Origin of the sequence: Streptococcus suis (genome assembly GCF_016775005.1) — a bacterium.
In the GTDB taxonomy this organism is placed as follows: Bacteria; Bacillota; Bacilli; order Lactobacillales; family Streptococcaceae; genus Streptococcus; species Streptococcus suivaginalis.
This window is the reverse complement of sequence record NZ_JAEUXI010000004.1, coordinates 59,432-71,207: the sequence shown is the minus strand read 5'-3', so window position 1 is coordinate 71,207 and position 11,776 is coordinate 59,432. Positions and strand designations below refer to the sequence as shown.

Annotated in this window: 11 protein-coding genes; 9 read left to right on the top strand and 2 right to left on the bottom strand. The window is 41.9% G+C overall.

The annotated features are described in order from the left end of the window. Positions 1 to 40: 40 nt before the first annotated feature. From glpK to JNG37_RS05305, 6 genes are all read left to right on the top strand, one after another. On the top strand, positions 41 to 1,552 hold the full coding sequence (glpK, locus tag JNG37_RS05330; protein WP_158454967.1) for a glycerol kinase GlpK: 1,512 nt from the start codon (positions 41 to 43) through the stop codon (positions 1,550 to 1,552). A 21-nt stretch (positions 1,553 to 1,573) separates the two neighbouring features. After that, entirely contained in the window at positions 1,574 to 3,403 is a 1,830-nt protein-coding gene (gene glpO, locus JNG37_RS05325) for a type 1 glycerol-3-phosphate oxidase (RefSeq protein WP_158454965.1), read from the top strand. A gap of 94 nt (positions 3,404 to 3,497) precedes the next feature. Further along, positions 3,498 to 3,851, top strand: coding sequence for a Lin0368 family putative glycerol transporter subunit (locus JNG37_RS05320; RefSeq protein ID WP_158454963.1), 354 nt, complete (start codon positions 3,498 to 3,500; stop codon positions 3,849 to 3,851). 12 nt (positions 3,852 to 3,863) lie between these two features. Continuing rightward, a complete protein-coding gene (locus tag JNG37_RS05315; protein WP_158454961.1) occupies positions 3,864 to 4,199 on the top strand; it encodes a Lin0368 family putative glycerol transporter subunit in 336 nt (111 codons plus the stop codon). 131 nt (positions 4,200 to 4,330) lie between these two features. Then, positions 4,331 to 5,293, top strand: a complete 963-nt coding sequence (locus JNG37_RS05310; protein WP_238336269.1) for a VOC family protein — start codon at positions 4,331 to 4,333, stop codon at positions 5,291 to 5,293. Further along, positions 5,286 to 5,894 carry an alpha/beta hydrolase gene (locus tag JNG37_RS05305; RefSeq protein ID WP_158454959.1) on the top strand — a complete coding sequence of 203 codons (609 nt, stop codon included), beginning with the start codon at positions 5,286 to 5,288 and terminating at the stop codon, positions 5,892 to 5,894. Before JNG37_RS05310 ends, JNG37_RS05305 begins: the two co-directional genes overlap by 8 nt. A gap of 23 nt (positions 5,895 to 5,917) precedes the next feature. On the opposite strand, the gene pepF is transcribed toward JNG37_RS05305, so the two are convergent. Next, positions 5,918 to 7,708, bottom strand: coding sequence for an oligoendopeptidase F (pepF, locus tag JNG37_RS05300; protein WP_158454957.1), 1,791 nt, complete (start codon positions 7,706 to 7,708; stop codon positions 5,918 to 5,920). Between the two features lie 128 nt (positions 7,709 to 7,836). On the opposite strand from pepF, the gene JNG37_RS05295 reads away from it, so the two are divergent. From JNG37_RS05295 to JNG37_RS05285, 3 genes are all read left to right on the top strand, one after another. Continuing rightward, positions 7,837 to 8,175 carry an ATP cone domain-containing protein gene (locus JNG37_RS05295; protein WP_158454955.1) on the top strand — a complete coding sequence of 113 codons (339 nt, stop codon included), beginning with the start codon at positions 7,837 to 7,839 and terminating at the stop codon, positions 8,173 to 8,175. A gap of 186 nt (positions 8,176 to 8,361) precedes the next feature. Further along, entirely contained in the window at positions 8,362 to 9,357 is a 996-nt protein-coding gene (locus tag JNG37_RS05290) for a YhdH/YhfP family quinone oxidoreductase (protein ID WP_158454953.1), read from the top strand. A 164-nt stretch (positions 9,358 to 9,521) separates the two neighbouring features. Then, entirely contained in the window at positions 9,522 to 10,673 is a 1,152-nt protein-coding gene (locus tag JNG37_RS05285; RefSeq protein WP_027971286.1) for an iron-containing alcohol dehydrogenase, read from the top strand. A 78-nt stretch (positions 10,674 to 10,751) separates the two neighbouring features. Here JNG37_RS05285 and JNG37_RS05280 read toward each other — a convergent pair whose 3' ends face one another. After that, positions 10,752 to 11,705 carry a polysaccharide deacetylase family protein gene (locus JNG37_RS05280; protein ID WP_158454951.1) on the bottom strand — a complete coding sequence of 318 codons (954 nt, stop codon included), beginning with the start codon at positions 11,703 to 11,705 and terminating at the stop codon, positions 10,752 to 10,754. Between the last annotated feature and the right edge of the window lie 71 nt (positions 11,706 to 11,776).

Below are 11,776 nucleotides of genomic sequence, written 5' to 3'. Positions count from 1 at the left end.
GGAAGCGTTTTCAAGAAAACAAAAATAGGGAGGACAGGATATGTCTGCAGAAAAATACATTATGGCCATTGACCAAGGTACAACGAGCTCACGCGCCATCATCTTTAACAAAAAAGGTGAAAAAGTGGGTAGTTACCAAAAAGAATTTACGCAAATTTTCCCTAAACCAGGTTGGGTAGAACACAACGCCAATGAAATTTGGAATTCCGTTCAGTCTGTCATTGCGGGGTCCTTTATTGAAAGTGGTGTTCGTCCAGACCAGATTGAAGGGATTGGGATTACTAACCAACGTGAAACGACAGTTGTTTGGGACAAGGAAACAGGACTTCCAATTTACAATGCCATTGTCTGGCAATCTCGCCAAACAGCTCACATTGCAGATCAGTTAAAACAAGATGGGCATGCAGATCTCTTCCATAAAAAGACAGGTTTGGTTATTGATGCCTACTTTTCAGCAACCAAGGTTCGTTGGATTTTGGATCAAGTTCCTGGAGCTCAAGAGCGTGCAGAAAAAGGTGAAATCCTCTTTGGAACAATTGATACGTGGTTGGTATGGAAATTGACAAACGGCAAGTGCCATGTGACGGACTACTCAAACGCGGCACGTACCATGTTATACAATATCAAAGAGCTCAAGTGGGATGATGAAATCCTTGAATTGCTCAATATTCCAAAAGCTATGTTGCCTGAAGTTCGTTCCAACTCAGAAATCTACGGAACGACAGCTCCATTCCATTTCTACGGAGCAGAAGTACCAATCTCTGGTATGGCAGGTGACCAACAAGCAGCCCTATTTGGTCAGTTGGCCTTTGAACCAGGTATGGTGAAAAATACCTATGGAACAGGTTCTTTTATCGTTATGAATACGGGAGAGGAAATGCAGCTTTCTGATAATAGCCTCTTGACCACTATCGGTTATGGTATCAATGGCAAGGTCTATTATGCGCTAGAAGGTTCAATCTTTATAGCAGGATCAGCTGTGCAATGGCTTCGTGACGGAATGCGGATGGTCAAAGAGTCACCTGAATCGGAAGAGTTGGCTCGTAAGTCCACTAGCAATGATGAAGTCTATGTTGTACCAGCCTTTACTGGCTTGGGAGCTCCTTACTGGAATTCAGATGCGCGTGGATCTGTTTTTGGATTGACGCGTGGAACAACTAAGGAAGATTTTGTGAAGGCAACTCTTCAATCTATTGCCTACCAGGTACGAGATGTTATTGATACCATGCAGATTGATTCAGGTATTGATATCTCTGTTTTGAAAGTAGATGGTGGCGCGGCTATGAACAGTCTTCTCATGCAATTCCAGGCTGATATTCTTGGCATTGAGATTGCCCGTGCGAAAAACTTGGAAACAACTGCTCTTGGTGCAGCCTTCCTAGCTGGTTTAGCGGTTGGTTTCTGGAAAGACCTGGATGAATTGAAAGAATTGAATGCAGTTGGCCAATCCTTCCAGCCAGCTATGAATGAAGCTCGTAAAGAACAGCTTTATAAAGGATGGAAAAAAGCAGTTGCCGCAACGCAATTATTTGCACAATTGGATGAAGAGTAAAGAAGTAGAAAGTGTGAAAATATGGAATTTTCAAAAGAAACACGCCGCTTAGCGATTGAAAAAATGCAAGATAGACAGTTGGATCTCTTGATTATTGGTGGCGGTATTACGGGGGCTGGAGTAGCCCTCCAAGCTGCTGCTAGTGGCATGGAGACAGCCTTGATTGAAATGCAAGACTTTGCCGAAGGGACATCCAGCCGTTCAACCAAATTGGTTCACGGTGGACTCCGCTATCTCAAACAATTTGATGTAGAAGTGGTTTCCGATACAGTTTCAGAACGTGCGGTTGTACAAAATATTGCGCCTCACATTCCCAAGCCAGACCCAATGTTGCTTCCAGTCTATGATGAAGAAGGTTCGACCTTTAGTCTCTTTCGCTTGAAAGTGGCTATGGACCTCTATGACCTCTTGGCTGGTGTCAACAATACAGACCTTGCCAATAAGGTTTTGACGAGAGAAGAAGTCTTAGAGCGGGCACCTCACCTGAAAAAAGAGGGTTTGCTTGGAGGCGGTGTTTACCTTGACTTCCGTAACAATGATGCTCGCCTAGTAATTGAAAATATCAAACGTGCAGCTAAAGATGGTGCCTTAATTGCTAGCCGTGTCAAAGCGGAGAAATTCATCAAAGATGAGGCTGGAAAAGTTGTCGGTATCGTCGCGCGTGACTTACTGACAGACAGCACTTTTGAAATTCGTGCGCGACTGGTCATCAATACAACAGGACCATGGAGTGATGAAGTGCGTAATCTGGGTGGCGAAGGTTCGGGAGTCCTTCAAATGCGTCCAACCAAGGGTGTACACCTAGTTGTCGATAGTTCTCGCTTGTCTGTGCCACAGCCGACTTATTTTGATACAGGTCACGCAGATGGTCGCATGGTCTTTGTCCTTCCACGTGAAAATAAAACCTACTTTGGTACGACAGATACGGACTATACTGGCGATTTGGCGAATCCAATGGTAACCCAAGAAGATGTTGACTATCTTCTTGATATTGTCAACAATCGCTTCCCAGAAGCTAATCTGATCATTGATGATATCGAAAGTGGTTGGGCAGGACTTCGTCCGCTCTTGTCTGGAAATGGTGCTTCTGATTACAATGGTGGAAATAATGGTAAACTTAGTGATGCTAGTTTCAATAGCTTGATTGAAACAGTTAAAGCTTATTTGAACAATGAAAAGACACGGGACGATGTGGAGCATGATTTGACCCATCTCGAAGGCAGTGTTTCTGAAAAACACTTGGATCCGTCTGCTGTATCACGCGGTTCTGCCCTTGACCGTGATGACAATGGTTTGCTGACTCTTGCTGGTGGTAAAATCACAGACTTCCGAAAGATGGCAGAAGGTGCCTTGGAAAAAGTAGCAGATATTCTTAAAGAAGAACATGGTCGCAGTTTCAAACTCATCAATTCTAAGACCTATCCTGTTTCTGGTGGAGAATTGAACCCTGCAAACGTAGCAGAAGAGATTGAACACTTGGCACAATTAGGGGTAAAAAAAGGATTGGACTACGACGATGCCTTCTATCTTGCTAACTTGTACGGTTCAAATGCGCCAAAAGTATTTGCCTTGAACCATAAAGTAGAGGCTGTGTCTGACCTTAATCAACGTGATTTGCTTTCTCTTCATTATGCCATGAAAGAAGAGATGACCTTGACTGCAGTTGACTATCTTCTTCGTCGCACCAACTACATGCTCTTTATGCGGGAACAACTGGATGCGGTAGCACCAGACATTTTGAAAGAAATGGCAGCTTACTACGGTTGGACGACAGAAGAAGTAGCACAACAAGAAGCTTTGCTTATAGCTACTCTAAATAAGAATGATTTGACCTATCTAAAAGAAAAATAATATACTGGAAAAGGAAGTGATTTCGAATCCGCTAGGAAATCAAGGTCAAAGAAATTGTTAGCCTAGCTGACGAATAGAAGTTGGAGGAGGAAGAATGAAATTTTTACGTTCTACAATCGGCTATATGATTGCCGGTATGATTGTTATGAGTGTATGGGGTGCTTTTGCAAATGCCTATGGTATCGCAGGTGGCTACTTTGCTGCATTTATTATTATAGGTCCTATGTGGTTTATGAACCATTATCTTGGCTTAATCAAACATGATCCAGATTCAGCATTTGTTGATATGGGATTAGGAATTGCCTTGTGCGGAATTTTCCGTGATGCCTTTCTGCATGGTTTTGGCAGTGTGGTAGATTCACTACCAACCATCCTTTTGGTCCTAGTCGGAGCAGTTTTGGGTGGATTGGTAGCAGCAAAAGTTGAAGAAGATATGGAAAAAGATTAAGGAGGAGCTGTGATGACAATTCAACAAGCAATTGCAACAGTTGTTGGTGCATTTATCTTTCCCTTCGTCATTCGAATGATGTGGGGAAAAATGGTGGATAGCTGGGGACCGATCGGTGGTTGGGTAGCAGCAGCCATGATTGTTGGTACTATCTGGACCTTGAATCATGGAGTTGGTTTAATGACCCAATCTGGTGATGCTTGGGTCGATATGGGACTTGCAGCTGGTGTTGGCGTCTTTGTGGCATCGGTTGCAAGAGGTGGAAAAATTGGAAAAGCCAAAGGAAACATTCTAGCAGCAGTTGTTGGTGGTTTGATTGGCGGTTTGCTCCTCTCATTCATTTTATAGGCCTATAAGTAGCTGAATCCTTTCAATTGTGGAAATGAATAGTATAGAAGTCTGGACTAGATCCAGGCTTTTTTGAGCGTTTTTGTTCCCTTTGTCTTTAGCTAGTGATAAAATGATTTCAGAAAGAAGGAATGAACATGAACAATACAGGTATTCATCATATCTCTAGTTTGGTTGGAAATATCTACCAAGCCTATGACTTTTATCACCGTATTTTGGGAATGGATTTGATCCTCAAAACAGTCAATCAGGAAGATTCTAACATGTACCATCTCTTTTTTGGTGACCAAAAGGGGAGAATTGGCACAGAGTTTACCATTTTTGATATGCCCAATAGTCCTGCTAGACGGCCTGGTTCGAACGCCTTAGAACGAACCGTTTTTTTAGTTCCAGACCAAGCCAGTCTTATTTATTGGATGGAGCGATTGGACTCTTTTGGTGTCGAGCATTCTGGAATACAGGTATTTGGAAAAAGAGAGATCTTGTTTTTCCAAGATGGTGATGGACAAGAACTAGGTTTTACCTATCATGAAGTAGCAATAGAGAGGATGTTTCCTTCTAAAGAATCAGAAGTGCCACAAGAACATGCTATTCTTGGTATTGCTGGTTTACAAATGCGAATTCGAGAAGTTGAATCCTTAAGAAAACAGCTTGTAGAATTATATGGATTTAAAGAGGAAGAGTCTTTTGTTTATCAGGGACAACAGGTTTTGACAGTCGGTTTTGATAATGATTTTCACCATAGACTTGATTTGATTTTGGATCTCGAGGCACCTATCAGTGTGATGGGGGTGGGAAGTATCCATCATATTGCATTTGGGGTAGAGGATCATTCTGATTTAGAAGATTTAGTAACACGTTTAAATCTGATGGAGCGTCCTCACACGGGGATTATCAACCGTGATTTCATGCATTCGCTCTATTATCGTGCCCCAAACTACCTGATGTTTGAAATAGCGACTGCATTTGGTCACCGTGAAGCTCCTATTCCTCAGCAAAAGGAGCTCTTAGATCAGATACCGCTTTTTCTACCGACTTTTCTTGAAGAAAATCGGGCAGATATTGAAAGTAGCTTGGCAGAACGGTATGAATAAAATGAAAGAATATTATCTTCAGGGGGAAAATCGTCATTTATTGGTCTTTTTTCATGGGACTGGTGGCGATGAAACCTCTTTGCTTTTTATGAGGAAGCTTTTGGACCCATCTGCCAGTATCCTATCGTTTCAAGGAACCTGGTCAGACCAGGGAAGAATGAGACGCTTTTTCAAACCGCTTATCAATGGTCAGCTCGATCAAGAGGATTTTGAAGAGCGCATCCAGGATTTTTTTCAAAACTGGCGGGAAAGAGATTTGACGAGCTATGATAAAATCAGTTTGATTGGCTTTTCAAATGGAGCCAATTTTGTCATGGGCTTGTTGGCAAAGGGGATTGAATCAGTCAATCAAGTTCTCTTGCTCCATCCATCTGCCCTCTCTTATCCGCTTCCAATCATTTCTTCCCAGCTTCCTATTCTAATGACAGCAGGTCGAAATGATGAGATGATGAATCTGAAAGAGTTGGAAAAGCTTTGTGAGGCTTGGAAGATACATGCTTTTGAAAACTTGACCTTACGGCAATTTAATGGCGGGCATTTTTTGACAGAGCCTGAAAAAGAAGTTCTCATTCAATGGTACAGGGACGAACAAATCACCTAGTCAGAAAGACTAGGTGATTTGTTTTAGATCAGTTGTTCAAGTTTGTCAACTAGCGAACCAACATAGGCGATGGTTTCTTTGAGTGGTTGGTCAGTCGAAACGTCGACACCTGCGTGTTTAGCAAGGTCTTGGGCAGAAAGACTTGCACCGAGTGAGAGGGTCTCCAACCATTTTTCAACAACTTCTTCAGGATTTTCTTCTAGCTGTTTAGCCATAGCCGTACCGATGGTCAAACCAGCTGAGTAGGTATATGGATACAAGCCAATGTAGTAGTGCGGTTGACGCATCCAGATAAGACCTGCATCGTCACCGATTTCAAAGTCTTCACCCCAGAATTCCTTGATGACATCCAACTTGATTTGGCAGAGAATATCACCATTGAGGTATTCTTCATTGTCCAAACGAGTGTAGACTTCACGTTGGAAGGCTGCTTCAAGCAAGTGAGTGACCATGTTGTGGAAGTAAGTACGGCTGATCAACTCGCTAATCAAGTAAGCCTGGAAGCCAGGGTCTTGGTTGTTTTTCAAAAGGGTGTTACATGTCAAGACTTCATTTGCAGTAGAAGGTGCCTCGATGAAGTAGAGGGATGGATCATAGCAGAGGACGCTTTGTTTCTTAGCTAATTGGAAATGACCAGCATGTCCCAATTCGTGAGCTAACACCAAGACTTCGTTCATCAAACCTGTCCATGAAAGTAAGATGTAAGATGGTCCATCATAAAGAGTAGCACAGAAGCCACCAGTAGCCTTACCTTCGTTTTGAGCAAAGTCAATCCAACGCTCATCAAATGATTGTTCAATCATTTTCACATAATCTTCTCCAAGAAGGCCCAAGCAGTCAATCAAGAATTGTTTGGATTCTTCTGGAGTAATGCGTTGATTGTATTCAGAAGGCAAACTGATTTTCAAGTCAGCGTGTGTGATCTTGTCCAAGCCATGAGCTTTGGCAACCAGTTTGACATAGCGACGCATGTGAGGAGCCAATTCCTTCATGATAACATCAATTTGACGGTCAAAGAGATCACGTGATACGTTTTGACGATGTAAGAGGAAGTCGATAGTGCTGTCAAAACCACGCAAGCGAGCTTCGATTTGTTCATTTTTGATATGAGACAAATAGGTTGCGGCAGTGGTGTTCTTGTATTTTTTCAAGGTAGAATAGAAACCAGCGGCAGAATTGCGACGGATTTCGGTATCGTGACTGATTTCATAATCATTTTCAAAAAGTACATAGCTGTTCCCAAGTGTTTCACCATTTGCCTCGAAGTTATCAAAGGTCATATCTTCAAACTTGGTCACACCGTAGTTATTATATGGCTGACCAAAAGTTGGGGCGAAGTTTGCTAGCAATTCTTCTTGAAGCGGGTGGAGTTGATGAGGTTTGTCACGAAGAACGCTGTCAAAGAATGCTGCCCATTTTGGTTGTTCCTCTTTTAATTCAAGTAGAACAGTCTCATCTAATTGCCCCAGTTCTGAATAGAGAAATTCTTGTTTAGGACGAGCTTTGGCAGATACGAGGTCATATTCGTTGGCAAGACTGGCTAGGTCCGTATTCATTTTATCAACTTCAAGTGGTAAAAAGGCATAGTGGGAAAGTCTGCTATCAAGAATAACCAATTTTTCGTATTCCGCCAGAGCAGCAACAATGATTTCCTTGTCCGCTAATTTTCCTTTGAAGTTAGTTTCAAAAGCAGCAACTTGTTCCGCATAAGCTACCAAGTTTTCTTTGTAATTTTCAGGGCTTGGAAAGAGCAAATCTGTATTCCAAGTTAATTGAACATCAATTTCTTGACGTTTTGGCATTGCAGATGTCATATGTTTCTCCTTTTTCATGTATTCTCCATTATTATATCATATTTATGAAAATAAACTTGACAAAAATTCAGAAAACCTAGATAATAGAAGTGTGAAAGGGTTTACTGAAAACCAGAAAGGAGCTCCTTATGCAAGTCATTAAACGAAGTGGCGAAGTTGTAGAATTTAATCCAGATAAGATTTATCAAGCCATCATCAAGGCTGCTCAAACAGTCTACGTTATCGATGATAACTGGCGTAAAAACCTTGCCCAAGTCACCAAAAAAGTTGTACTAGACTTGGAAGAGGCTCATACTGAACGTCCAACCATTAGTATGGTGCAATCATTGGTGGAGCATCGTCTCTTGGATGCGGGTTATATCACGATTGCGGAACATTATATTTCCTATCGATTGCAGCGTGATTTGGAACGCAATGGCTATGCTGATAAAATTATTGTTCACTTGAGTTTTGAGCAAATTCGTTAATTCATAGAAGACGTCCAACGGATAGTTGGTCGTTTTTTCTATAAGTTGGGCTAATGGATTTCTATAAGGAATTCTTGGAGTTTAGCATATGGAAATATCATCATTTTCCTTTTATAATGATAGTATAGAGTTTTTGGTTGAAAATACCAATTAAGTCAGGTAACAACTTTAATGGAGGACAGTAAAATGAAGCAAGATACTTTTACAGCAATGGTCGTAGAAGAGCAAGGAGATACCTTGGTTTTTGGCCCAAAAACCATCGGTTTGGATGATTTACATCAAGGTGATATCCTTATAAAAGTTGCTTATAGTTCAGTCAATTACAAAGACATGCTTGCTGTTCAGAAAAATGCTGGTGTTATTCGAAACTATCCTATGATTCCAGGTATTGATCTAGCTGGAGTGGTTGTTTCGTCCGATTCTCCTGATTTTTCAGTTGGACAAGAAGTATTGGTTACAGGCTATGAGATGGGGATGTCTCACACGGGTGGTTTTGCTCAATACGCTCGAATTCCTCATGAATGGGTAGTTCCCTTGCCAGCTGGCCTTAGTATGAAGGATGCAATGATTATTGGGACTGCAGGATTGACAGCTGGCCTATCTGTATTGGCTTTGGAAAATGCTGGTATGAAGCCCCAAAATGCACCTCGGCTCTTAGTGACAGGTGCAAGTGGTGGAGTTGGAAGTGTGGCCTTGGCTATTTTGAAGCACCTTGGCTATCCACAAATAACAGCTTTAACACGTAAAGATAACCAGGATGAGTTGGTTCGAAAACTTGGGGCAACGGATATTATCAAACCAGAGCAGATCTTCTTAAAAGAAAATCCTCTCCTCTTAAAAGGAATCTATGATTACGTATTGGATACAGTTGGAGGAGATGTTGTTTCGCATCTCATTCCGCAAATTGACTATGATGGGGCAATTAGTCTATGTGGAAATGCTGCTGGCGTAAAAGTTGCAACCAACGTTCTTCCATTTATCTTACGAGGTGTCCAGGCTTTGGGTATTGATTCTGTTCAAATCAGTCATGAAAAACGCTGTAAGGTCTGGGAGAAATTTGCTTCTGAATGGAACATTTGTGACAATTTAACCTATAATGAAATCCGTTTGGAAGAATTGCCAAATGTTATTCAAGAACTAAAAGAAGGTAGACATTTGGGGCGTACCATTGTGGTATTCTAGTTGTTTTCTATTAAGCAAGAGAAAGAAGGAGCTGTTTGCCTTCTTTCTTTTTTTGGAAAAAACAAATGAGAAAAATTTCACATATTAATTGATAAAACTAGGAAAAAGGTGTATGCTAATAGTGTAGAAAAACATAATAATATATATTAAATGGAGGTTTTGCTATGGCAACTTTTTATGTTCCAGCGGTCAACTTAATTGGTCGTGGTTGTGTCAATGAAATTGGTGGCTATGTCAAAGAACTGGGCTACAAAAAAGCCTTGCTTGTAACGGATGAATTTTTGTTGACAAGCGACATTCTACCCAAAGTAACCAAGCCGCTTGATGAAGCAGGTGTAGATTATGTGGTCTTCAGCCATGTGGACCCAAACCCAACCTGTAAAAATGTCTACGACGGACTAGCTGTTCTGCAGGAAAATGACTGTGATTTTATTATCTCGGTTGGTGGCGGCTCTCCACAGGATGCGGCAAGCTGTATTTCCATTATGGCAACAAACGGTGGTAAGCCTCAGGACTACGAAGGTTTGCATAAGTCCGAGAAAAAAGGTCTGCCTGTAGTAGCAATCAACACGACAGCAGGTACTTCAGCTGAAATCACCATTAACTATGTCATCACCGATGAAGACCGCAAGGTTAAAATGGTTATGGTGGATAAAAACAGCTTGGCTGTCATGTCTGTCAATGACCCTGAACTCATGTTGTCCAAGCCAGCAGCTTTAACTGCAGCAACGGGTATGGATGCCTTGACCCATGCAATTGAAGCTCTAGTAACTCCAGGAGCATATGGTGTGACTAAGAAACTGTCTATGGGTGCTATTGAACTGATCAAGGAATATTTGCCTCGTGCTGTTGAAAACGGTCAGGATATCGAAGCCCGTGAGGCTATGGTTCATGCAATTTTCCTTGGAGGTATGAGCTTTAACAATGCTGGTCTAGGCTATGTTCACTCTATGGCTCACCAGTTGGGGGCTGTATATGATTTACCACATGGTGTCTGCTGTGCTATGATTTTGCCAATCATCGAGCGTGAAAATGCCAAACGTGTTCCAGCAGCTTTCCGTGATGTCGCAAAAGCTTTGGGTCTAGACATCGCAGGCAAATCTGATGAGGAATGTGCAGACTATGCAATCGCTCAAATTGAAGAACTGTCTGCCAAAGTCGGTATTCCGAAAAAACTGACTGAGTTGGATATCAAAGAAGAAGACTTCGACTTTGAATACCTCTCCAAGAATGCCTTGATCGATGCCTGCGCACCAGGCAATCCATTTATGCCGACACTGGAAGAAACTATTGCCTTCTATAAAGAACTCTTCTAGATGACTATTTGTTATAGATTTTGATGAAAAAAAGCACCCCAACTCTCAAAATTGGGGTGCTATTTTTGTTTATTCATCTTACTGTGCAATTGTTTGTAGGAGTGTCTCAGGAGTGGTGGTTGGTAGGATGCGGACACGGTTGAGACTGAGTAAGCCATCAGCAGCCGAAGCAAGCCCTTCATTGGTAGTGACGCCCAACTTGTAACCTATACTTTCAGCGATGGATAAGGTGTCAGTTGAATATCGTCCAGCTGGATAGGCCACTGCAAGGGTATCTTGATTGAGATTGGTGTCTAGGTAGGTCTTGGAAAGTTGAAGTTCTCTAGTCTGGTCCTCTAAACTCGAGTATTCCAAATCAGGATGTGTCACGGTGTGTCCTTGGAAGGACATGCCATTTGCTTGCATCTCTTTCAATTGGTCAAGTGTGAGGTGTCCGGCCATACCACTTTCTGTCCGACCTGTAATGACATTATTGGTAGCCTTCATTTTATTTTTTTTCAAAATCGGATAGGCAATATCATAAAAATCCCAGAGGCTGTCATCAAAGGTCAACCAAACCACTTTTTTTCCAGCAGGCAAGACATTTTCCGTCAACACTTTATAGGCTTCTTCGGGAGACAAACTATAATAACCAGCTTCCTGCAAAGCTTGGAGATGGGTTTCAAAAGTAGTTGGATCCACTATCAAATTTGCATTGGCACTTTCTTCAGGAGACATGACATGAATGGCATGATACATAAGAATGGGAACTTTAACCGGCTCTGCTTGTTGCTCCCAAGGAATATCAGAAGAGTTTGTGCTGTCATCTTGACTAGTACTCGCTTGGGATTCACTTGTGGTTGAGCTCGTTAAAAAACTAGAGATGGGTGTGCTTGCTTGACTATCCTGCCTGAAAAGGCTGATACCTTTGATAAAAAGAATCATGGTTCCAAGGATAAATAAAAGACTGAGGAGCATGCTAAACCAAAGGCCAAGTTTGGGGCTGCTTTTCCTCCTGCGTCTGCGACTGGATCGTGTGTGCGGTGCGGTCATTTTTTCCTCCTATATTTATTCTTAAATCTATTGTAGCAGAATTTTCTAAAAATTTGTGCTATAATGGGAAA